The organism is Mesoflavibacter zeaxanthinifaciens DSM 18436 (assembly GCF_000422365.1).
In the GTDB taxonomy this organism is placed as follows: Bacteria; Bacteroidota; Bacteroidia; order Flavobacteriales; family Flavobacteriaceae; genus Mesoflavibacter; species Mesoflavibacter zeaxanthinifaciens.
This window is the reverse complement of the sequence record NZ_AULQ01000002.1, coordinates 246,448-270,417: the sequence shown is the minus strand read 5'-3', so window position 1 is coordinate 270,417 and position 23,970 is coordinate 246,448. Positions and strand designations below refer to the sequence as shown.

24 protein-coding genes are annotated in these 23,970 nt (G+C 29.1%); 22 read left to right on the top strand and 2 right to left on the bottom strand.

Annotated features, from left to right (window positions below):
* Positions 1-49: 49 nt before the first annotated feature.
* The gene (locus H574_RS0104035) at positions 50-229 is read right to left on the bottom strand and encodes a Sec-independent protein translocase subunit TatA/TatB (protein ID WP_027879329.1); all 180 of its coding nucleotides are present in this window, start codon (positions 227-229) and stop codon (positions 50-52) included.
* 119 nt (positions 230-348) lie between these two features.
* Between H574_RS0104035 and H574_RS0104030 the strand changes: the two genes are divergently transcribed.
* The 21 genes from H574_RS0104030 to H574_RS13930 all read left to right on the top strand — a co-directional run bounded on the left by H574_RS0104030 (position 349) and on the right by H574_RS13930 (position 21,423).
* Positions 349-1,218: a M23 family metallopeptidase gene (locus H574_RS0104030; RefSeq protein ID WP_027879328.1), complete on the top strand. Its 870-nt coding sequence runs from the start codon at positions 349-351 to the stop codon at positions 1,216-1,218.
* Positions 1,218-2,720 carry a GH3 auxin-responsive promoter family protein gene (locus H574_RS0104025; protein WP_027879327.1) on the top strand — a complete coding sequence of 501 codons (1,503 nt, stop codon included), beginning with the start codon at positions 1,218-1,220 and terminating at the stop codon, positions 2,718-2,720. Before H574_RS0104030 ends, H574_RS0104025 begins: the two co-directional genes overlap by 1 nt.
* Before the next feature lie 29 nt (positions 2,721-2,749).
* A complete protein-coding gene (locus H574_RS0104020) occupies positions 2,750-4,438 on the top strand; it encodes a DUF6909 family protein (RefSeq protein WP_027879326.1) in 1,689 nt (562 codons plus the stop codon).
* A gap of 6 nt (positions 4,439-4,444) precedes the next feature.
* Positions 4,445-5,503 carry a hypothetical protein gene (locus H574_RS0104015; RefSeq protein ID WP_027879325.1) on the top strand — a complete coding sequence of 353 codons (1,059 nt, stop codon included), beginning with the start codon at positions 4,445-4,447 and terminating at the stop codon, positions 5,501-5,503.
* Positions 5,499-6,509: a dTDP-glucose 4,6-dehydratase gene (gene rfbB / locus H574_RS0104010; RefSeq protein WP_027879324.1), complete on the top strand. Its 1,011-nt coding sequence runs from the start codon at positions 5,499-5,501 to the stop codon at positions 6,507-6,509. The genes H574_RS0104015 and rfbB overlap by 5 nt, the downstream gene beginning before the upstream one ends.
* Positions 6,509-7,375 (top strand): glucose-1-phosphate thymidylyltransferase RfbA, encoded by an 867-nt coding sequence (gene rfbA, locus H574_RS0104005; RefSeq protein ID WP_027879323.1) that lies wholly within the window; start codon positions 6,509-6,511, stop codon positions 7,373-7,375. Before rfbB ends, rfbA begins: the two co-directional genes overlap by 1 nt.
* Positions 7,375-7,920 (top strand): dTDP-4-dehydrorhamnose 3,5-epimerase, encoded by a 546-nt coding sequence (gene rfbC, locus H574_RS0104000; RefSeq protein WP_027879322.1) that lies wholly within the window; start codon positions 7,375-7,377, stop codon positions 7,918-7,920. The genes rfbA and rfbC overlap by 1 nt, the downstream gene beginning before the upstream one ends.
* Positions 7,917-8,771, top strand: a complete 855-nt coding sequence (rfbD, locus tag H574_RS0103995) for a dTDP-4-dehydrorhamnose reductase (RefSeq protein ID WP_027879321.1) — start codon at positions 7,917-7,919, stop codon at positions 8,769-8,771. Before rfbC ends, rfbD begins: the two co-directional genes overlap by 4 nt.
* A gap of 8 nt (positions 8,772-8,779) precedes the next feature.
* Positions 8,780-9,793, top strand: a complete 1,014-nt coding sequence (locus tag H574_RS0103990; RefSeq protein WP_027879320.1) for an SDR family oxidoreductase — start codon at positions 8,780-8,782, stop codon at positions 9,791-9,793.
* Positions 9,780-10,589, top strand: coding sequence for a 3'(2'),5'-bisphosphate nucleotidase CysQ (cysQ, locus tag H574_RS0103985; protein WP_051169820.1), 810 nt, complete (start codon positions 9,780-9,782; stop codon positions 10,587-10,589). The genes H574_RS0103990 and cysQ overlap by 14 nt, the downstream gene beginning before the upstream one ends.
* Position 10,590: 1 nt before the next feature.
* Positions 10,591-11,016, top strand: a complete 426-nt coding sequence (locus H574_RS0103980; RefSeq protein ID WP_027879318.1) for a DUF2061 domain-containing protein — start codon at positions 10,591-10,593, stop codon at positions 11,014-11,016.
* A gap of 7 nt (positions 11,017-11,023) precedes the next feature.
* The gene (gene cysC, locus H574_RS0103975) at positions 11,024-11,626 is read left to right on the top strand and encodes an adenylyl-sulfate kinase (RefSeq protein WP_027879317.1); all 603 of its coding nucleotides are present in this window, start codon (positions 11,024-11,026) and stop codon (positions 11,624-11,626) included.
* Entirely contained in the window at positions 11,619-12,524 is a 906-nt protein-coding gene (cysD, locus tag H574_RS0103970; protein WP_027879316.1) for a sulfate adenylyltransferase subunit CysD, read from the top strand. Before cysC ends, cysD begins: the two co-directional genes overlap by 8 nt.
* 14 nt (positions 12,525-12,538) lie before the next feature.
* Positions 12,539-13,792, top strand: coding sequence for a sulfate adenylyltransferase subunit CysN (cysN, locus tag H574_RS0103965; RefSeq protein ID WP_027879315.1), 1,254 nt, complete (start codon positions 12,539-12,541; stop codon positions 13,790-13,792).
* 15 nt (positions 13,793-13,807) lie between these two features.
* Positions 13,808-15,091 carry a nucleotide sugar dehydrogenase gene (locus H574_RS0103960; protein WP_027879314.1) on the top strand — a complete coding sequence of 428 codons (1,284 nt, stop codon included), beginning with the start codon at positions 13,808-13,810 and terminating at the stop codon, positions 15,089-15,091.
* 21 nt (positions 15,092-15,112) lie between these two features.
* Entirely contained in the window at positions 15,113-15,649 is a 537-nt protein-coding gene (locus tag H574_RS0103955; RefSeq protein WP_027879313.1) for a hypothetical protein, read from the top strand.
* 8 nt (positions 15,650-15,657) lie between these two features.
* Positions 15,658-16,680: a polysaccharide biosynthesis protein gene (locus H574_RS0103950; RefSeq protein ID WP_027879312.1), complete on the top strand. Its 1,023-nt coding sequence runs from the start codon at positions 15,658-15,660 to the stop codon at positions 16,678-16,680.
* Positions 16,670-17,554, top strand: a complete 885-nt coding sequence (locus H574_RS0103945) for a dTDP-4-dehydrorhamnose reductase family protein (protein ID WP_036227059.1) — start codon at positions 16,670-16,672, stop codon at positions 17,552-17,554. The genes H574_RS0103950 and H574_RS0103945 overlap by 11 nt, the downstream gene beginning before the upstream one ends.
* Before the next feature lies 1 nt (position 17,555).
* Positions 17,556-19,076, top strand: coding sequence for a lipopolysaccharide biosynthesis protein (locus H574_RS0103940; RefSeq protein ID WP_027879310.1), 1,521 nt, complete (start codon positions 17,556-17,558; stop codon positions 19,074-19,076).
* A complete protein-coding gene (locus H574_RS0103935; RefSeq protein ID WP_027879309.1) occupies positions 19,060-20,196 on the top strand; it encodes a glycosyltransferase in 1,137 nt (378 codons plus the stop codon). Before H574_RS0103940 ends, H574_RS0103935 begins: the two co-directional genes overlap by 17 nt.
* A 75-nt stretch (positions 20,197-20,271) precedes the next feature.
* Complete coding sequence (locus H574_RS13930) at positions 20,272-21,423, top strand: glycosyltransferase family 4 protein (RefSeq protein WP_051169819.1); 1,152 nt, start codon at positions 20,272-20,274, stop codon at positions 21,421-21,423.
* A gap of 72 nt (positions 21,424-21,495) precedes the next feature.
* Here H574_RS13930 and H574_RS14545 read toward each other — a convergent pair whose 3' ends face one another.
* Positions 21,496-22,644, bottom strand: a complete 1,149-nt coding sequence (locus H574_RS14545) for an O-antigen ligase family protein (protein ID WP_081653170.1) — start codon at positions 22,642-22,644, stop codon at positions 21,496-21,498.
* Between the two features lie 51 nt (positions 22,645-22,695).
* On the opposite strand from H574_RS14545, the gene H574_RS0103910 reads away from it, so the two are divergent.
* Entirely contained in the window at positions 22,696-23,898 is a 1,203-nt protein-coding gene (locus tag H574_RS0103910) for an O-antigen ligase family protein (protein WP_081653169.1), read from the top strand.
* Positions 23,899-23,970 lie beyond the last annotated feature (72 nt).

The window sequence follows — 23,970 nt, the reverse complement described above, 5'->3', positions numbered from 1 at the left end:
AAAAACCCAACGCATTTGCATTGGGTTTTTTTTATAAGAATGAGAAAAATTATTTGTTTTCCTCTTTATTATCTTCTTTACTTGCGTCTTTAAACTCTTTAATTCCACTTCCTAGACCACGCATTAATTCTGGTATTTTTTTTCCTCCAAATAAAAGTAAAACCAAAATAACAATTATGGCAATTTGCCAAGGTCCTACTACACCTAAAAATATACTATTAGAAATCATAACTTTTTAATTTAGGCTACAAAGTTAATAATTAAACTTAAATAATAACGTTTAAACACTAACTTTAGCATTTGCTTAAAGTGCTTAACATAATATTTTAATTACTTTTGTTTTTTACTATGGCAAAAAGCGAAAAGAAATCAAAAAAAATAAAGAAGAAGCTACTACACAAGTACCGTTTAGTTATTTTAAATGAAGATACTTTTGAAGAGCGTTTATCTTTAAACTTAAACCGATTAAATGTATTTGTAATAGGTACATTATCGGCTATATTTTTAATTGCATTTACAACACTATTAATTGCATTTACGCCTTTAAAAGAATACATACCTGGTTATTCGTCAACATCTTTAAAAAAGAAAGCTATAGCGCTAAGTTTTAAAACAGATTCCTTACAACGCGTTATAGATTTTAACGAAAAATATTTTGCGTCAATAAAGCAAGTTTTACAAGGAGAAGTTAGTGTAGCCGACTTTGATAGAGATTCAATAATCCAAGCAGTAAAGCAAGAGGTTAGTGAGGTAGATTTATCACCAATAAAAGAAGACTCTTTGTTAAGAGAAAAAGTAGATAAAGAAGATAAATATAGCTTATTCGAAACTGCTACAGCAAAAACAAACTTTGTACTTTTCCCACCGGTAAATGGTACCATTAGTGAGCCTTATGATGTAAAAAGTAAACATTATGCTGTAGATATTGTTGTAGAAGAAAACACGCCCATAAAAGCAACCGCAGACGGAACGGTTATTTTTGCAGAATGGACAGCGCAAACAGGTTATGTAATTTTAATAGAACATAGCTCAGGATTAATTTCTGTATACAAACACAATGCGTCATTGACCAAATCTCAAGGAGATTTAGTTAAAGCAGGAGAAGTAATTGCAACAGCTGGTAATACAGGAGAATTAACCACTGGACCACATCTTCATTTTGAACTTTGGAGCGACGGTTACCCTGTAAACCCAACTAATTTTATAGATTTTAAGTAATGCCTTCATTTAAATCCATATTAGCAAAACCATTTGCAAAACGCATCTACAAGAAAGTTCAAAAATGGGCAAATAATCCCATTGAAACTCAAGAAAAAGTTTTTAAAAACCTTATTTCAGAAGCTACAGAAACAGCATTTGGTAAAGACCACGATTTTATAAGTGTCAATACTTACGAAGACTTTGTAAAACGTGTACCAATAAGAGATTACGAAGATTTAAAACCATATGTAGACCGTGTTGTTGATGGTGAAGAAAATGTACTTTGGAAAGGTAAGCCTCTATACTTTGCAAAAACTTCTGGTACAACATCTGGCGCAAAATACATTCCGCTTACTAAAGAAAGTATGCCAACACACGTAAACGCTGCAAGAAATGCCATTTTAATGTACATACACGAAACTGGTAATGCAGATTTTGTTAACGGAAAAATGATTTTCTTACAAGGTAGTCCAGTACTTCAAGAAAAAAACGGAGTACAATTAGGTAGATTATCGGGTATTGTAGCACATTATGTTCCAAAATACCTTCAAAAAAATCGTATGCCATCTTGGGAAACTAACTGTATTGAAGACTGGGAAACCAAAGTAGACGCTATTGTAGAAGAAACATTGCCAGAAAACATGACAGTAATATCAGGTATTCCGTCATGGGTACAAATGTATTTTGAAAAACTGCAGCAAAAAACAGGGAAAAAGGTAGGAGATATCTTTAAAAATTTCAATTTATTCATTTTTGGTGGTGTTAATTATGAACCGTATCGTGCTAAATTTGAAAACCTAATAGGAAGAAAAGTAGATAGTATAGAATTGTATCCTGCAAGCGAAGGTTTTTTTGCTTTTCAAGACAAGCAAGATGAAAAAGGAATGCTTTTACAACTAGACTCAGGTATGTTTTATGAGTTTGTAAAAGCAGAAGATTTTTTCAACGAAAACCCTAAACGAATCACTTTAAAAGATGTTGAGGTTGGCGTAAATTATGTTATGATTATATCAACAACAGCAGGACTTTGGGCTTACAATATTGGCGATACCATTCAGTTTACAAATACAAAGCCTTACAGAGTTATTGTTTCTGGAAGGATTAAACATTTCATATCTGCATTTGGAGAACATGTAATTGGCAAAGAAGTAGAGCAAGCAATGAAAGATGCAACAACAAATACTTCAATTAGAATAAATGAATTTACTGTAGCTCCGCAAATAAATCCAGATTCAGGATTACCGTATCATGAATGGTTTATAGAATTTGAAAATGAACCAGACAATCTTTCCGCTTTAGCGAAAAAATTAGATACTTCCTTGCAAAAGCAAAACAGCTATTATTTTGATTTAATTGAAGGAAAAGTGCTTCAACCATTAAAAATTACAAAAATTGAAAAAAATGGATTTCAAAACTACATGAAATCTATAGGTAAATTAGGTGGACAAAATAAAATGCCAAGACTGTCTAATGATAGAAAGATAGCTGAAGCCTTAAAAGCATTCTTATTGGTTAAATAATATTATATTTGCCTCAACAAAACTAGATAATGAGTATAAAAAAACCACATGAAAGAACTAGAGCTCAAGAAAGCTCAAATGCAATTGAACGCATGTATATTACCATGCGACACTTGTTTAATCGTGGGTTTTATAAGCCAATGGGTGTTTCTGGAGAAACATTAAGAGAAGCATTATTGGTTTTACGACCAGAAATTTATGGTTCTATATCAGAAGAAAAAGCAGAATTAGAAGGACTGCTTTATGTTATAGACCGTTTACCATACGGTATAGAACAATGCCGATTTATCAATTTAACAAGCGACGAAGGTTATAAAGATTCACATTTTGAGGTTATAATACCTCCTAAAAGACGTCGTAACTGTTATCGTATTGATGATGAGCAGATGAATATTGAAATAACAAGAGGTAGATCAGAAATATACGATATCTTAACCCATCTAACCTTTTTGTTTGTAGAGTCTCATAAAATAAGTAAACGTGTTCTTATTGATGAAAACGGAGCAACAACAAGAGATTGGCAAAAGTTAGAACAAGCAGTTTTAAAGACAAAAAAGCTTACTCAAAAAGAACGAGAAATAGCAATAACACACACTGCTAATATACTAGGAAGAACGTTTAAAGAACTTACTAAGGTTTACAACGCTTTTGCTTTACCAAATAAGCCAGAACGTCTATTAGAAATAGTCTATTGGCTAGGTAATCTTGCAATAGACGAAGTTGTTCATAACAATAAAAGAACAGTTACTTTTAGTCCTGTATTAAGAGAACGATTAGGGCACCATTTACATGGAGAAATTTGGGCAAATAGAATTAAAGAAACACTTCAAAAGCATAAGCTTTTAGAAAGACCAATCCATATAATTAGTGCAAATTTACACAGTGTTATGAATACACTTTTTGCACCAATTGCATTAAAATCAGAAACGTCTAAAAACGATATATTTAAAGTTTACGAAAGTTTAAGTCAAAGTAACAATACATCGCTTCGCAATAAAGTAAAGCAAAAGGCGTTACAGCAAGGAATGATTTTTATAGAAGATGAATCGGGAACAAACATAGACGTTCAGATTTTTGATACATCTAAAATAGATCTTTCTAAAACAGATTTAAATTTGCCTAAACCATCTAAAGACAAAGAAGCACCAGTTTTATTTGTAATGGATTATGCGTTTGGTGAACAAGCATATGAAACCATTGACGAGTTTTTAAAACCATATACTAACGAAGGAGATAAAGTATTTTTAAATATAGAATCTGTATCAATAATGGGTAAAGCAGGAATATTAGAAGGAGGAAAAGGAGATATTATGATACCTTCTGCTCATATTTTTGAAGGTACAGCAGACAACTATCCTTTCACAAATGAATTATCTAAAACCGATTTAGAAGGTCAAGGTGTAGATGTTTATGAAGGGTCTATGATAACTGTTTTAGGGACATCACTTCAAAATAAAGACATACTTAAATTCTTTTTTAATTCAACATGGAATGTTATTGGATTAGAAATGGAAGGTGCGCATTATCAAAAAGCTATACAAGCAGCATCTAAAGTAAGACGAAGTATTAATCCAGATGTAAAAGTAAGATACGCTTATTACGCAAGTGATAATCCGTTAGAAACAGGAAGTACATTAGCTTCAGGAGGTTTAGGTACTTCTGGAGTAAAACCAACATATTTAATAACACGTAAAATATTACAACAAATATTTGCTTAAAAAGCTATGAGTAAAGAATTACCAAACAATCAAAAACAAAACGAAGAAGTAGACTTAATTGTTTTTTTTAATCTAATTGGAAATGCAATAAACAAAGTTATAGATTTCTTTAAAGGCATTCTTAAAACTATTTTCTCTTCAATTATTTATGCCTTAAAAACACTTTTTAAAAGCTGGAAAATAGTTTTAGGAGTTTTGCTTATAGCAGCTATAGTAGGTTATGCTTTAGAAAAATCAAGACCAACAATTTATACTACAGAAATGTTGGTAGAGCCATATTTTAATTCAAAATATCAACTAGTTACAAATATCAACTATTTTAATGCGTTAATTTCTAATAACGAGAAAGAAACTTTAAAAGAAATATTTAAAGTTGGAGATGATGTTATCAATGAAGTTAGAAGTTTTGAAATAGAACCAGGACCAGAAACTGAAAATGATAAATTATTGCAGTATGAGGAGTTTATTAGTAAACTAGATTCTGTTAGAGCTCAAGATTATTCTTATGAAGAGTTTTTAGAAAACAGGAGTGTGTATGCTGGTAGATATTTTTTAATTAAGGCTAATGCTTATAAGTCTGATATCTTTAAAGATTTAGAAGGAGGTATTTTAAACTCTTTTACCAACGACTATACTAATAAGGAGATGAAAAGAAGGGATACTTTAATTGAAATACAGAAGCAAAATCTTTACGATCAATTAAAGCAAGTAGATTCTTTAAAACAATTTTATATAGATGTTGTTAGAGCCGAAGCCGATAACAAAAAACAGAATGTTAGACTAGGCGAGTTTTCAATTACTTCAAATGAAAGCTCTAAAACTAGAGAATTTGACTTATTAAAAGAAGAACAAAAGATAAGAAACGAAATAAAAAAATTAGAAGAAGAAAAAATAGAGCAAGATGTTATCTTTGAAGTTATATCAAGTTTTCAAAGAGTAGGAAATGCTTCTTCTAGTTGGTTAGAAAAATACTCTATTATATTCCCAGTTTTAGCATTTGTACTGCTAATCATTTTCTTTATAGCTAAAAAAGTTATAATATTTACTTTAAATTATGAAGATTAAAACAATACTTGTTACAGGAGGCGCAGGATTTATAGGGTCTAATTTTATTCTACATTATCTTAGCAACAATCCAGGTACAAATGTTGTTAATTTAGATAAGCTCACCTATGCAGGAGAGCTTTCTAATTTAAAGGAAGTAGAGAGTAATCCAAATTATACTTTTATTAAAGGAGATATTTGTGACCGAAACTTAATAGAATCTTTATTTGATAAATATCAATTTGATGGTGTTATTCATTTTGCAGCAGAGTCTCATGTAGACAATTCTATTAACAGTCCTAGCGCTTTTATAGACACAAATATTACTGGGACATTCAATTTAATAGATGTAGCAAAATCCAATTGGATGGAAGCACCATTTAAACACAAAGACGGTTGCGAAAACAACAGGTTTCATCATATATCTACAGATGAGGTTTATGGTACTTTAGGAAAAACAGGATTGTTTACAGAAAATACGCCTTATGCACCAAATAGTCCGTATAGTGCATCAAAAGCATCTTCAGATTTTATAATTAGAAGCTATTTTCATACGTATGGAATGAATGTTGTTACCACAAATTGTTCTAATAATTATGGGCCAAAACAGCATGATGAGAAGCTTATACCAACAATTATCAGAAAAGCTATTTCAGGAGAAAACATTCCTATTTATGGCGATGGAACAAACGTTAGAGATTGGTTATATGTATTAGATCACTGTAAAGGTATAGACCTAGTTTTTAAAACAGGAAAAGCAGGAGAAACTTACAATATTGGAGGTAGAAATGAAAGAAATAATCTGTACATTGTAAACACTATCTGTTCAATTTTAGATGAAATTAAGCCTGCAGACAAATCATATAAAGATCAAATTACTTTTGTAACAGATAGACCAGGACATGATTTTAGATACGCAATAGATGCTTCTAAAGTTGAAAATGAATTAGGCTGGAATGCAGACGAAAATTTTGAAACAGGTATTAAAAAAACTATTGATTGGTACCTAAAAAAATATACTGATTAATGAAAGGAATAATTTTAGCAGGCGGATCAGGAACCAGACTTCACCCATTGACAAAAGTATTAAGTAAGCAGTTAATGCCTATTTATGATAAGCCAATGATATATTATCCGCTTTCTACTTTAATGCAAGCTGGTATCAATGAAATTCTAATAATTTCTACACCAGAACATATCCCTTTTTTTAAACAACTCTTAGGAGATGGATCAAACTTAGGCTGTACTTTTCAATATGCTGTACAAGACTCACCAAACGGTCTGGCAGAAGCATTTATTATAGGAGAAGAATTTATAGGAGAAGATAAAGTAGCACTAATTTTAGGAGATAATATTTTTTACGGAACTGGACTTGCAGACCTGTTAAAAGCAAATAATAATCCAGATGGAGGTATTGTTTACGCTTATCACGTTACAGATCCAGAACGTTATGGCGTAGTTAATTTTGATAAAGAAGGCAAAGCACTTTCTATCGAAGAAAAGCCAGAAAAACCTAAATCAAATTATGCAGTTCCTGGTATATACTTCTATGATAATGAGGTAGTAAAAATTGCAAAAAATATTAAACCAAGTCAAAGAGGCGAATTAGAAATCACAGACGTTAATAAAGCTTATCTAGAACAAGGAAAGCTACAAGTAAGTATTTTAGATAAAGGTACTGCATGGTTAGATACAGGCACATTTAAATCTTTAATGCAAGCCTCTCAATTTGTTCAAGTTATAGAAGAACGTCAGGGATTAAAAATAGGAGCGATAGAAGAAGCGGCATACACAAGCGGATTTATAACTAAACAACAGTTAATAGACCTTGCTACGCCACTTCTAAAAAGTGGTTATGGAAAACATTTAATAAGCTTAGTAAAAGAAGACTAATGATTGCTAAAGAAACAAAGCTTAAAGGTTGTTACATTCTAGAACCAACAGTTTTTGATGATTCAAGAGGTTATTTTCTTGAAAGCTATAACAAGCAAACGTTTGATAAACTGATAGGTCAAAATATAAATTTTGTACAAGACAATGAGTCCTTTTCCTCTCGTGGAGTTTTAAGAGGATTACATGGTCAAAAAGATGAGTTTGCTCAAGCTAAATTAGTTAGAGTAACACAAGGCGAAGTACTAGACGTAGCTGTAGATTTTAGAAAAGATTCACCAACATATATGCAACACGTATCAGTAAAATTATCTTCAGAAAATAAGAAGCAGTTATTTGTTCCTAGAGGATTTTTACACGGTTTTGTAGTGTTGAGTCAAACAGCAGTATTTAATTACAAATGTGATAATTGGTATAACAAAGATGCAGAAATTGGAATTATGTATAATGATTCCGATTTAAGCATAGATTGGTTGCTAAATGAAGATGAGTTGTTAATATCTGAAAAAGATAAAAACTTACCAACCTTAAAGCAGTTTTCTAAATGATAAGAGTATTAATAACAGGAGGAAAAGGGCAATTAGGACAATGTTTGCAATCTATATCTAACGACTTTAAAACGTTAGATTTTGTGTTTTTAGGAAGTAGTGATTTAGACATTTCTAAAAAAAAAGAAGTTGAAAATTATTTTAGTAAAAACCATTTTGATTATTGTATTAACTGTGCTGCTTACACAGCTGTAGATAAAGCTGAAGAAGAACTAGAATTAGCAAAAAAAGTTAATGTTACAGGTGCTAAAAACTTAGCAATAGCCTGTAAAAAGAACAACAGTATACTAATACATATTTCTACAGATTTTGTTTTTGATGGAACAGCAAAATTACCTTATACCGAAGAAGATACTACAAATCCAATATCTGTATACGGAAAAACAAAACGAGATGGAGAATTAGCAATAATATCTAACCTACCACAACACTTTATTATTCGTACATCTTGGTTATATTCAGAATTTGGGAGTAATTTTGTGAAAACTATGTTGAGGTTATCAGAAGAAAAAAAAGAATTAAGTGTTGTAGATGATCAAACAGGTTGCCCTACCTATGCAAAAGATTTAGCTGAAGTCATTTTAAAAATCATAAACAGTCAATCTAAAAAGTTTGGAATATATCATTATTCAAACCAAGGAGAAATCACTTGGTATGATTTAGCAAAAGAAATCTTTAAGCAATCAAATGTAGATATTAATCTTTACAAAACTGACTCAAATACATTTAAAACACTTGCAACACGACCAAAGTATAGTGTATTAAATACTAGTAAAATACATTCTCTTCTAAAATTAGAACCAATACAATGGAAGAAAAGTTTAGAGAAGTGTTTGAAAGAAATAAAATAATGAAGACTATGTATAACACTAATTTTCATAATAAAGAATTAAAAAATCTCACCTTTTTAATCACAGGTGGCGCTGGTTTTATTGGCTCCAATTTAGTAGAATATCTACTTAAAAATAATACTAAAAAAGTTGTTATCTTAGATAATCTTGCAACAGGAAAACTTTCCAACATTAGCGATTTTATCAAACAACCTAATTGCGAGTTTATAGAAGGAGATATTAGAGATTTAGACACTTGTAAAAAGGCAATGCAAAATGTAGATTACGTCTTACATCAAGCAGCTTTAGGTTCTGTACCACGATCAATTAATGATCCAATAACTTCTAACGAAGTCAACATTTCTGGTTTTTTAAACATGTTAGTTGCTGCTAAAGACTCTTCAACAGTAAAACGAATGGTGTATGCCGCTTCGTCTAGTACTTACGGAGATAGTAAACAACTTCCAAAGGTAGAAGACAACATAGGTAAACCATTATCACCATATGCAGTCACTAAATATGTTAATGAACTGTATGCAGATGTTTTTTACAAAACTTATGGATTAGAAACTATTGGCTTAAGATATTTCAATGTTTTTGGGCAAAGACAAGATCCAAACGGAGCTTACGCTGCAGTAATCCCAAAATTTATCGGTCGTTTTTTAAATAATGAAGAGGTTATTATCAACGGGGACGGAAAACACTCAAGAGATTTTACATACATAGAAAATGTAGTACAAGCCAATATAAAAGCAGCTTTAACAGATAACCCAAAAGCAGTTAATCAAGTATATAATGTTGCTTTTGGAGATAATACTAATTTAAATGAATTAGTTGAAGCCATTAAAAACGGACTTTCAGCCTTAAATATTTCAACATCCTCCAAAGTAACTAACGGACCAGAAAGACAAGGCGATGTAAAGCACTCTTTAGCAGACATATCTAAAGCCAAAGCTAATTTTGATTATAATCCTGAGTTCTCATTTTCTGAAGGTATAAAACACACGATAAAATATTATATAGATAATAATGAAAGCATTTAGCATTTCAAAAAACTTAGAAACAGCAATAAAAGCTTCATTACATGCCGGAAAGGAAATAATGAAGGTTTATAATTCTGAAATTGAAGTAGAATACAAAGACGATAAATCGCCTTTAACGGAAGCAGATAAAAGAGCGAATGACATTATCAATTCGTTTTTAATTCCCACAGAAATTCCAATTATTTCAGAAGAAAATAAACAAACAGATTATAACGATAGAAAACACTGGAATCAATGCTGGATTGTAGATCCTGTAGATGGTACCAAAGAGTTTATAAAACGTAATGGAGAGTTTACTGTAAACATAGCATTAACCGAAGATGGTATTCCAAAATTAGGAGTCATTTATGTACCTGCAATTAAAATCATTTATTTTGCAGATGTAGAAAGCAAACAAGCTTTTAAAGCAGAATTAAATACTCATGATGTTTCAATAGATGAAGTTTTAAGTTCAGCAACTCAACTGACACCAAAACAAGAAGATTCAATATTAGTGGAAGTTGTTGGAAGTCGTTCTCATATGAGTCAAGAAACACTTGATTATGTAGAAGATTTAAAACAACAAGGTAAAGAGGTACACATAGTATCAAAAGGAAGTTCTTTAAAATTCTGTTTAGTCGCAGAAGGTAAAGCAGACGTATATCCACGATTTGCACCAACTATGGAATGGGACACTGCTGCAGGACAAGCTATCTGTAATGCTGTTGGTATTTCTGTATTTTCTAAAGAAACCAATAAACCACTACTTTATAACAAAGAAAATTTGTTAAATCCTTGGTTTTTAGTGTCTAAATAAAATGAAAGATAGCTCATATAAAAGGCACCTGGCCAAAACCATTACTTGGCGTATTGTTGGTACAATAGATACCATTGTGCTTTCATGTATCATATCTGGTAATCCATTTACAGGATTAAAAATTGGTTTTTCAGAAGTGATTACAAAAATGATTTTGTATTACCTTCATGAAAGAACATGGTTTAAAATTAACTTATCAAAAGATGGTAAAGTTTTAGAAAGCAAAAAAAGACACATAGCAAAAACATTAACATGGCGCTTTATAGGGACATTAGACACAATAATTTTAGCTTGGATTATATCTGGTGACCCATTAACAGGACTAAAAATAGGTTTTGCAGAAGTAATTACAAAAATGCTATTATACTATTTACATGAAAGAACGTGGTATAAAATAAATTATGGATTAGATGAAAGAAGGAAATAAATTAGATATAAGTAAAAACATTATACAACACGATTATCAAGTAAGTCGTGAAGACAGAAAGTCTAAAAATAACCACAATTCATTTTTGATTTGGTTTACGGGTCTATCAGGATCTGGAAAATCGACAATAGCAAACCTTGTAGAACAGCAACTTTTTGAAAAAGGAATAAAAACCTACACACTTGATGGTGATAATATTAGAAAAGGAATCAATAATGATTTAACATTTTCACCTGAAGATAGAACTGAAAACATAAGAAGAATAGCCGAGATCTCTAACTTAATGATTGATGCAGGTTTAGTTGTCTTAGCTGCATTTGTTTCACCCTATAAAAAAGATAGAGAAAACGTCAAGAATATCGTTAAAAACAGTAATTTTGTCGAGGTTTTTATCAATACTAGTGTTGAAGAATGTGAACGTAGAGACGTTAAAGGACTTTATAAAAAAGCACGTGCAGGAGAGATAAAAAACATGACAGGTATATCGGCGCCTTACGAAGCACCTGAACAACCTGATATAGAAATAAAAACAGAAGAAGTATCTGTAAAAGAGGCGGTTAATAAAATTATTGACCACATAACACCAAAATTAAAACTGGACAATGAGTAAGTATTACTTAAACTATTTAGATGAATTAGAAAGTGAAGCAATATTTGTATTGCGAGAAGTTTGGGCACAGTTTGAAAATCCAGTCATTCTTTTCTCTGGTGGTAAAGACTCGATAGTCGTTACACATTTAGCTAGAAAAGCGTTTTACCCAAGCAAAATACCATTTTCTTTAATGCATGTAGATACAGGACATAATTTCCCTGAAACTATTCAATTTAGAGATAATTTAATTAAAGAATTAGGCGCTAATTTAATTGTTGGATCTGTTCAAGAGTCTATTGACCAAGGTAGAGTTGCTGAAGAAAAAGGAAAAAATGCCACACGTAATGCACTTCAAATTACAACACTTTTAGATGCTATTGAAGCTAATAAAATAGATTGTGCAATAGGAGGAGGAAGACGTGATGAAGAAAAAGCAAGAGCAAAAGAACGTTTTTTCTCACATCGAGACGATTTTGGACAATGGGATCCAAAAAATCAACGACCAGAATTATGGAACATATTTAACGGGAAACATTTTGAAGGCGAGCACTTTAGAGCATTCCCAATAAGTAACTGGACAGAAATGGATGTGTGGAATTATATTAAAAGAGAAAACATCTCAATTCCATCACTATACTTTGCTCACGAAAGAGAAGTGGTTTGGAGAAGTAACTCTTGGATACCAAAATCTGAATTTTTAATTTTAGATGAAGGTGAAGAAGTAGTAACTAAAAAAATACGATTTAGAACCTTAGGAGACATTACCATAACAGGAGGAATAGAATCTGACGCAGATACTGTAGAGAAGATAGCTACAGAAGTAGCAGCAATGAGGCAAACCGAAAGAGGTAACAGAAGTGACGATAAGCGTTCAGAATCTGCAATGGAAGATAGAAAAAGAGAAGGTTACTTTTAAAAAGAAAGCAAAGCATGTTAGACAATAATCAATTATTAAGATTTACAACAGCAGGAAGTGTAGATGACGGAAAAAGCACACTAATTGGTCGATTACTATACGATTCTAAATCTATTTTTGAAGATCAATTAGAAGCTATAGAAAGCACAAGTAAGAAAAAAGGACATGAAGGTGTTGACTTAGCTTTGTTTACAGATGGATTAAGAGACGAAAGAGAGCAAGGGATTACCATAGATGTTGCTTACAGGTATTTTACAACCCCAAAACGAAAGTTTATTATAGCAGATACACCAGGACATATTCAATATACACGTAATATGGTTACAGGCGCATCAACAGCAAATGTGGCTATAATTTTAGTAGACGCAAGACATGGTGTAATTGAACAGACTAAAAGACACGCTTTTATTGCTTCGTTACTACAAATTCCACATATTATTGTATGTATTAATAAGATGGATTTAGTAGATTTTTCAGAAGAAGCTTATAATAATATAGTTTCTCAGTTTGAGAGTATTTCATCTAAAATGCTAGTTAAGGATGTAAGATTTATACCAATTTCAGCATTATTAGGAGATAATGTGGTTAACCGTTCAGAACATATGTCTTGGTATCAAGGTGCACCATTATTACATACTTTAGAGACGATGCATATTAGTAGCGATGTAAATAAAGTAGATGCACGTTTTCCTGTGCAATCCGTTTTAAGACCACAAAGTGAAGATTTTAGAGATTATCGTGGTTATGCAGGTCGTGTTGCTAGTGGTATTTTTAGAAAAGGTGATGAGGTAACTGTAATGCCTTCTGGCTTTACTTCAAAAATAAAAAGTATAGACACCTTTGAAGGAGAAGTTAACGAAGCCTACGCGCCAATGTCTGTATCCATCACTTTAGAAGATGATATTGATATTAGCCGAGGTGATATGATTGTACGTTCTAACAACAAACCAGAAGCCTCTCAGGATATCGAGGTGATGCTATGTTGGTTAAATAATAATCCAGCAAAGCCTAGAGCAAAATATACTATAAAACATACTTCTAATGATCAAAAAGCAATGATAAAAGAAGTGGTTTATAAAATAGATATTAATACTTTAGAGCGTAACAGCGAGGATAAAGACTTAAAGATGAACGATATCTCTAAAGTAAAAATACGAACAACAAAACCATTAATGATAGACTCATACAGAGAAAACAGGACAACGGGAAGTATTATCTTGGTAGATGATACCACTAATGAGACTGTAGCTGCTGGTATGGTTGTATAATTTAAAACGAATAAAATGATTAAAAACAAAAACTATTCAATTGCAATAATAGGTTTAGGCTATGTTGGTTTACCTCTAGCAGTAGAGTTTGCAAAAAAATATAAAGTAACAGGCTTTGATATTAACACTTCTCGTGTTGCTAAGTTAAACAGCGGTCATGATGATACTTTAGAAGTTAGTGACGAAAATTTAAAAGCTGTTTTAAATCAAAATGAAAATAAAGGTTTAAAACTAACAGATAAAGCTCAAGATATTTCTTTATGTAACGTTTACATAGTTACAGTTCCAACACCGGTAGATAAAAATAATAGACCTATTTTAACACCGCTTATTAAAGCTTCAGAAACTATAGGTAAAGTACTTAAACAAGGAGATATTGTTATTTACGAATCAACAGTTTACCCTGGAGTAACAGAAGACGAATGCGTTCCTGTTTTAGAGAAAACAAGTGGTTTAAAATTTAACCAAAATTTTTATTGTGGTTATTCTCCAGAACGTATTAATCCTGGTGATAAACAACATACAGTAGCTAATATTTTAAAAGTTACTTCAGGATCTACACCAGAAATAGGGGAAGAAATAAATAATTTATACGCATCTATTATTACAGCAGGTACACATTTAGCACCAACCATTAAAGTTGCAGAAGCTGCCAAAGTAATAGAAAATGCGCAACGCGATATAAATATTGCTTTTGTAAATGAATTAGCTAAAATCTTCAATAAATTAGATATAGACACACATGCGGTTTTAGAAGCAGCTGCAACAAAATGGAATTTTTTACCATTTAAACCTGGTTTAGTAGGCGGACATTGTATAGGCGTAGATCCTTTTTATTTGGCACAAAAAGCACAAGAAGTAGGCTATCATCCCGAAATAATTTTAGCAGGACGACGTTTAAATGATTCTATGGGAGAATATGTAGCAACTGAAGTCTTAAAATTAATGGTAAAAAACGACATTACTATTAAGGATGCTAAAGTGTTAATGTTAGGTATTACCTTTAAAGAAAACTGTCCAGATATTAGAAATACAAAAGCTATAGATGTTTATGAAGCATTAAAAGGCTTTAATATGGATGTGGATGTTTATGATCCTTGGGCAGATCAAGAAGAGGTTAAGGATGAGTATAACATATCTACAATTCAAAAACTGGGAACAAACTATGATGCAATTGTACACGTTGTATCTCATAAAGAATTTTTAGATTTAGATTTAAATAATTTAAAATCTAATAAAGGAATTGTTTATGATGTTAAAGGAACTTTAGAATTTAAAACCGTAAATAAACGTCTTTAATAAAATTTAAAACAAAAAATCATGAATAAAATAGTATTTATTTTTATTATCCTTCTTTCGATTTCTTGTAAAGATTCAAATGAGAAAGATAATTTTAAGAAAAAGCCAGAAAAAAAAATTGAAACAATAGAAGACTATATTCAATTAGACAATAAAGAAAATGTAGTAGAAGTAAATGATGTCCTTGGAGAGTCTGTTAAAATTGAGAATATCTCCGTATTCAAAGATAAAATTCAAAAGAAAACTTTTCTTGTTTTCAAATTAAGCGAACGAATAGAAAATGATATCAAAGAAAACTATAGAATTATTGTAAGAACGTTTCCGACTTATTTAGACGATTTAAGAGAAGATACTGAAAAGCGCAATTTAAAGTATGATTCATGGTATTCGAAAATTAATGAAATAGAAAATAATGGTGATATTTTTTTTGTAGTTAACTTGTCAGAAAGCGGAGGTGAATTCGATAAAATAATTTTGCAATTAATAAATGATAATACAAACGAAATAAGTAAAAAGAGAATATATGTTCGAAACGTTACATATAAAATCACTAAATAATAAATAATATGTTTAAAGATAAAGTATTATTGATAACAGGCGGAACAGGTTCTTTTGGTAACGCAGTTTTAGAAAAATTTTTAGGATCTGATCTTAGAGAAATTAGAATTTTTAGTAGAGATGAGAAAAAGCAAGAAGATATGCGAATTAACTACAAGAATGATAAATTAAACTTTATTGTTGGGGATATTCGTGATTTTAATAGTATAAACAAGGCCATGAAAGGAGTCGATTACCTATTTCATGCAGCTGCTTTAAAACAAGTTCCATCTTGTGAATTTTATCCAATGCAGGCTATTCAAACAAATATCTTAGGCGCAGAAAATGTTTTAGAAGCAGCAGCTCAAAATAATGTAAAAAAAGCAGTAGTATTAAGTACAGATAAAGCGGTTTATCCAATAAATACAATGGGTATGACCAAGGCATTAATGGAAAAATTAGCAATATCAAAAGCTAGAGATACTAGAGTTCAAGAAAATAATGGAATTATCTGTTCTACTAGATATGGCAATGTGATGGCTTCTAGAGGATCTATAATTCCTTTATTTATAAAACAGATAAAAGAAGGAAAAAACTTAACAATTACTAATCCAAATATGACACGATTTATGATGTCATTAACAGATTCTGTAGATCTTGTAATGTTTGCTTTCAAAAATGCAAACCCTGGAGATATTTTTGTCCAAAAATCCCCAGCTGCTACTGTTTTAACATTAGCTAAAGCATTGAAAGAATTATTTCATGCTAACAACGAAATTAGCATTATTGGAGCAAGACATGGTGAGAAAATGTTTGAAACATTATGCAGTAAGGAAGAAATTTCGAAATCAGAGAATATGGAAAAATATTATCGTGTTCCTGCAGATATGAGAGATTTAAATTATACTAAATATGTACAATCAGATGGCACTAAATTACAAGGTGATGAGTATAATTCTGACAACACAAAACAGTTAAATGTTAAAGAACTGAAAGAGTTGTTGTTAACAATTGATTATGTGAAAAGAGAATTAGAAGAGTATGAAGCATAAAAAAAAAGTTTTACTTTTAGGCATGGCTGGTATGGCTGGGCATGTTATATATAAAACCCTTACTGAATTAAATAAATTTGAAGTTATAGGCACATCTCATAGAGAATTAAAAAATCAAAAGGAGCATATTCTTTTGAACGTTACTAATTTTAATGAGGTTGAGAAAACAATAAAAGAAGTAAAACCAGATTATGTTATTAATGCTGTTGGAGTTTTAATAAAAGGATCACAATCAGCATCAGATAATGCGATTCTTATTAATAGTTACCTACCTCATTTTCTCGAAAGAATTTGTTTTAATCAAGGTTCTAAATTTATTCATATAAGTACCGATTGTGTATTTTCTGGTAATGGTCATGGAGGGTATAAGGAAGATAGCTTTAGAGATGCCGATGATGTTTATGGAAGGTCAAAAGCACTTGGTGAAATAAATACCAAAAATAGTGTTACAATAAGAACGTCAATAATTGGACCAGAATTAAAAGATAATGGAGAAGGTTTATTTCATTGGTTTATGTCTCAAGATGGTGAAATTAATGGTTTTACAAAGGTCTATTGGAGTGGTGTTACTACATTAGAATTAGCTCATGGTATAGTAACAGTTTTAAAAAATAATATAACAGGGATATATCATTTAACGAATAATAATAAAATTTCCAAATACGATCTTCTATGCCTATTTAAAGATATTTGGAAAAAAGAAAAAATTCAAGTAACTAAAAAAGATAACTTCTTTAAAGATAAAAGTTTCATTAATACCTTACATCCTGATTTTATTGTTTCAAAATCATATAAACAAATGTTAATTGAACAATATGAGTTTATGAACAAGTATAAATTAGATTTTAATTATAACGTAAGGTATAAGATTTAAAATGAGTTTAGTTAATAAGAACATTTTAGCAAACATTCTGGGAAGAATCTGGAGTGTTTTGTCTGTTTTTATTTTTATTCCTTTATACATTACAATTCTTGGAGTTAAGATATATGGTGTAGTAAGTTTCTATGCTATTTTACAAGGTATTTTGATTTTTGCAGACGCAGGTTTAACAGCAACCTTAAAAAGAGAACTAGCCAAAGGAAATAATTCTGAAGAAAGTAGAGAATATAAATTTAAGATTCTTAGGTCTATAGAATTAATATACCTATTAATAGTATTTGTTATTACAAGCTTAATATTTTTTGGATCTAACTACATAGTAGATAGTTGGTTAAATATTGAAGATTTAGATAAAGAAGTAACAGTTAATGGTATTAAAATAATGGGTTTCGCTTTAGGTCTCAATTTTTTATCAAAACCATATCAAGGCGCTTTGATAGGAATGGAAAAACAAGTGCTTTCAAATTTACTTCAATTCTTATGGGGGTTATTAAAAAATGGAGGTGTAGTATTTGCTATTTATTATCTAAACAATACGCTTGAGATATTTTTTGGGTGGCAACTAGTTGTTAATTTAGCATATGTTTTAGCTTTAAGATTCTTATTATTGAAACTATTATACAAAAAAAATAAGTTTCACTGGAAATTTAAAAGAGACTTTAAAGTTTTAAATAAAGTTTGGAAATATGCTTTAGGCATGCTAATAATATCTATTATCGCTGCATTAAATTCTCAATTTGATAAAATATTAATAAGCAAATATTTTTCTGTTTCTGAATTAGGAATCTATACATTAGCTTATTCATTAGCAATGATTCCTGTAATATTGTCTGGTCCTATAGCTACTGCAATTTTCCCTAAACTAGTAAATTATCATGATAATGATGATGTGCCAAATTTAGAAAAGCTATTTAAAAATTCATTTAAAATGGTTTTACTTTTGACTGGTTCAGCAGGATTTGTATTAGCTTTTTATTCTAGTTTTTTTCTCGCCTTATGGACTCAGAATGAAACATTAGCACTTCAAGCAAGTATACCTGCGTTTTATTTACTATTGGGTCAAATGATGTTATCTTTTCAAGTAATACCATTTAATTTACTTTTGGCAAAAGGAAACACGAAAGTCAATATTAAAATGGGTGTTTTTGGTTTATTCTTACTCTTTCCATTGGTTATTTTGTTATCAAAATATTATGGACTTAAAGGAGCTGCAATGGGATGGTTTTTATACAGTTGTTTTATAACTCCAATTTTTATTATAATCGTATTAAAAAAATATATTAGTATGAAAACTAAGGATTGGATAATAATAAATTTTTTAAAACCTCTTTTACTAATATTTTTAGGAAACTTCTTTTTTTATTTAATTCAACAGAAATTAATCAATAATCAATTGTTAATTCTTATATATATTATTATTTCATCTGTTTTAATATTTATAGTCTCAACCTGTTTTTCTTTTAAAATAAAACCAAAAAATATATTAAAATTTATAAAATATGAACTATTTGCTTAGTATAATAATTCCAACCAAGAATAGATATTCTACACTTTTACCATTGTTGGATTTTTTGGTAACAATAGACTCTCAAGAAGTAGAATTTGTCGTTCATGATAATAGTGATAAGAATGAAAAAATACTAAAACATCTAAAAGAAGTTAACGATAAGCGAATTTCATATTATCATACACTCGAAAAGCTATCACAAACAGGAAACTCAGACCAAGCAGTATTAAAGTCAACGGGCGAATATGTTTGTTTTATTGGTGATGACGATGGTGTAATGCCTTACATAATTGATGTTGTTAAATGGATGAAGAATAATACAGTAGATGTTATTAAATCATACAAGCCAATGTATACTTGGCCAGGCTTACAGTCTAATATTTTAGAAAACAATAAGAGTGGTGTTTTAAAGTTTAAAGAAAGGAATTTTAAAATTATAGATGTAAACTTACCTAAAGTTCTAAATAATGCCTTGAAAAAAGGTGGTACCAATATTAATGAATTACCGTGCTTATACCATGGAATTGCTGAAAGATCTGTTTTAAATAAAATATACAAAAAAACTGGTTCTTTTTTTCCTGGACCTAGTCCAGATATGGCTAACGCTATAGCATTATGTTTTTATACAAACAATTTTAAATACTTAGATTTTCCTGTTGTAATAAGTGGAAAATCATCTAGTAGTATTGGAGGTAGAGGTGTTTTACATCAACATGTTGCTAGGATAGAAGATGTAGGTCATTTGCCAAATAAAACTAAAGAAAATTGGGATACAAGAATCCCTAGATATTGGACAGGACCAACTATTTGGGCTCAATCTGTATTAGATGCATTGAGAGCATGCAATCAGGAAAATAAAATAGAGGATTTTAATTTTAAATACTTGTACGCTAAATTATTTGTTTTTGATTATAATAAGCGAAATCAAATTTTTAAAGATTTTCGTTTTAGTCTATTTAATTTTAAATTTATTTTTAGTTGTGTTAAAATATTTATAAATAGAGTCTATATTTTTTTATATAACAGAAGTAGTTTCAATAGAATTATTCAAGAAAGCAATATAAAGACTATAGGTGATGCTATTAGGATTTTAAACTCTAAGTTTGATAAAGAAAAATTACCTTTTTAATTGTTGTTAAAAATAATTTTTTAATAACTAAATTTTGCTTTCATTTATAACAATCACTAATAACGTAAAAATATAATGCCCACAATACTTCATATTTGTTCTGCATTTTTTAATACCAATTTATATGTTAATTTAGTTAGATCTCTAGATAAATTAGGTGTAAATCAAATCATATATGTTCCACTTAAATTTGGAGAAAATTATGATAAATTACAAGAGATTGAAAAACAATTTAAAGCATTTGAAAATACTACTTTAGTATATTCTGTAATTTTAAAAAAGTCCATGAGAGTATTATATCATTTAAAAATAAAAACGATTTTAAATGATATAGAATCTAAAATAGATTTATCCATGATAGACATAGTTCATTCTCATTTTTTGTATTCAAATGGAGGTGTCGCTTTTGAAATAAAAAAGAAGTATAATATCCCATATATTTCGGCAATTAGAAATACCGATGTAAATATTTTCTATAAATATTTCATTAATCTTAGATTATATGCAAAAGAAATATTAAAAGCTTCAGAAAGCATTATTTTCATATCTCCTTCTTATCAAAATTTTTTAAAAAAAAATACGTTTCGTGGCTATGAAAATGAATTTACAAAAAAAACTAAAGTAATCCCCAACGGTATAGATACTTTCTGGCTTAACACAACTGTAAAACCTAGAGATTTAAATAAAGAAGAAATTAGATTTTTATTTATTGGAGTTTTAGATAGTAATAAAAATATAGAAGGCGCTATTAGCTTTTTAAAGAATATAGAGAAAACATATAAATTAAAGGTAAAGTTTACTATAATTGGTCCAGAAACAAAAAAGTCTTCAAATATTTTAAAATTAATTAAGACCAATAATTGGATTGATTATTTAGGTCCTGTTTATGAAAAGGAAACTCTTAAAAAAGAGTTCAATAAATCAGATTTTTTTATAATGTTATCTAAAAAAGAAACTTTTGGTTTAGTATATATAGAAGCAATGTCTCAAGGTTTACCAATTATATATACTAAAAACCAAGGCGTAGATGGTTATTTTAAAGAAGGTCATGTTGGAGTACCAATAAACATATTAGACTTAAAATTAGAGACAAGTAAAATAAGGGCATTACTTAATAATTATTCTAAAATATCTAATACAGCAATTGTTGAAAGCAAAACTTTTAATTGGGAAGCAATTGCTAATGAATATTGTAAAATATATAAAGGTATTTTAAATATTCTATAAACTATCTTTGTGTTTTCTCGCTTTTTATAAAAAAGCAAACGTAAGATGTTTTTTTCAATCATACAATATAGCTTAAATTTGCTGTAAAGTATTGTATTTATTTTTAACATAGAAAAGGGATAGAAAAAGCATAAAAAATAGCACGCCTCTCTGTAAAAAAATAAAATCTTCTATTAATCCTCCTAAAATTAATAATAAAACTATATTTAGATATAAATAATCATTACTTTTTAATGACTGTTTTATTAAATAAAAGGAAATAGCCACAAGAATCAAAAAGCCTAAAATACCATTTTCAGCGAAAGATCTTAAATATATATTGTGAGGTATTAGTATGTCGTTATCACATAGTAATGAAGAAGCCTTTGATAAATTTCCTGCTCCAACTCCCGAAATAAAATTATTCTTTATAATAATAATACAGCATTTATAATACTCAATTCTTGAATAAAAACTACTATTTAATCCTACTCCTAGAATCCACATTTTAATTAAATATAAACCAGATAAAGAAGAGGCTATAAATATAAAATTTACTATCCATTTTTTAAGTGTCAGTAAATAACTGAATATGAAAAAAATTAGCATAATGATTGAAAACTTACTTCCAATGAAAAACAGACTAACAAATAAAATAAGTAATAATAAAGACTTTATAATAATTCTTTTTTTTAAAGTAATAATGTCATGTAATATCAGAGAAATTGAAAAAACAATATATATTCCTATATAAGTATGATGAATGGCACCTGGAAGATAATTGTAAAGCATATAACGAATATAACCATCGGTTAAAGAAAAAAGTCTATATCCGCGATTAGTAATGTAGTAAAAATCATAAACAAAACACCATGAGTATATTACATAAACTAAAACACCAAAAACAAAAGAATAGCAAATTGGTTTAAAATTTTCAATAATAGTTTTAGAGTATGCTATGAAAATTATAGGAAAGATTAAGAAAGATAATTTTATTTCTCTAAAAAAATGAGAATTGAAATCTAACCTTAATAGATTACTTAGAGTGTCAGATAAAAAAAACAGTAAAAACAAAACTAAAAAACTATCTTTGACTTTTCTTTTTACAGAAGGTTTTTCGTTTATAATTGCACCTAAACAAAACAAACCTAAAGCTATAGAAGATATGTTTAGTGGTATTAGTGGTAATGAAAGTGTAAAAGGGAAAATTAAAAGAAGTAATTTTCTAAATATTGTTTTCATAAATTTTAATTGTAAAAGTAAGTAAAAAGAACTTTTTAAAACACTAAATAAGTGCAGAAATTATATTACAGTTTTCAAAATATATTGTGGTCATTAATAATCCTTTCAGGAGTATTAAATAATTTTATAAATGTATATTTATATGAGTTTAGTTTTTCCTTTGTAGTTGTTTTTGTAGTTACAATAGATATCATTTATAATTTATTATCTTTAAAAAAAATTAAAATACCTAAAAATTATTTTAAATTTTTTTTAATAGTGTTAGGTTTTTATGCTGTAATATTATTATCGTTAATTTACTCTCCTTCTCCAAAGTATAAATATATTAAATCAGCAAATTTTATAGTTAGTATAATTTACCTAATTTATCCTTTTTTTATAAGAAAAATAGATATAAAAAAGGCCTTATTCTTGATAAAGTTTGTAGGTCTTTTTTTAAGCTTATTTTATATTTACCAGCGATATAACTACTTTTTACCATCAAATGTTGGTCGTGATACTTTTTATGCAAAGCATCGTCAGTTAAGTGTTGCATATTTAGGATTAGGTGTCTTAATTTCAATAACTTTACTACACGAAAGTTTTAAAAAAAATTGGATTCAAGTTTTATTACTATTATTTCTAATAATAGCTTTGGGTAGTAGAGGGTCGTTTGTTTTTTCAATCATTGTCTTATTATTATTTCATTTTAAAAAAAAATATTCAATAAAAAAATGGTTTTCAAATGGTTTAAGTTTTATAATAATCGGTTTAGTGATACCTATATTTCTTTTTTATTTTGATATTAAAAAATATAATATAGCATCTGCTGGTATATCTAGGTTTAATTCTTTTTTAAATATTTTAAATGATGCTTCAGTTCTTGGTCGAATAGATTATTATACTTATACGATAAAAATGATTTTTTCTTCTTTAAATTCAATCCTTTTTGGATATGGTATAGGTAGTTATGGTGTTTTATATGTTAATATCGATGCACGAAAGTATCCTCATAACATATTTTTAGAATCATGGTTTGAGTTAGGTATTATTGGTTTTGTTTTAATGATATTAATTATTCTGATACCTTTCTTTATAAATAGTAAATCACTTTTATTAAAAGCTATCTATTTTTTTTTAGTTTTGAGTGCAATGAAAACAGGAAATATTACAGATTTATGGACATTATTTTTAACAATTGGGTTGATGTACATGAACCAAGAAAATACAGATTATTTTAATTTTAAAAATATTTTGTTTGTCAAGAATAAATAGATTATTTAAGTTATTTAAAACAACAAATTAATATTAATTATCTTAAAGCAATATCTTACTTTTTAATTTTTT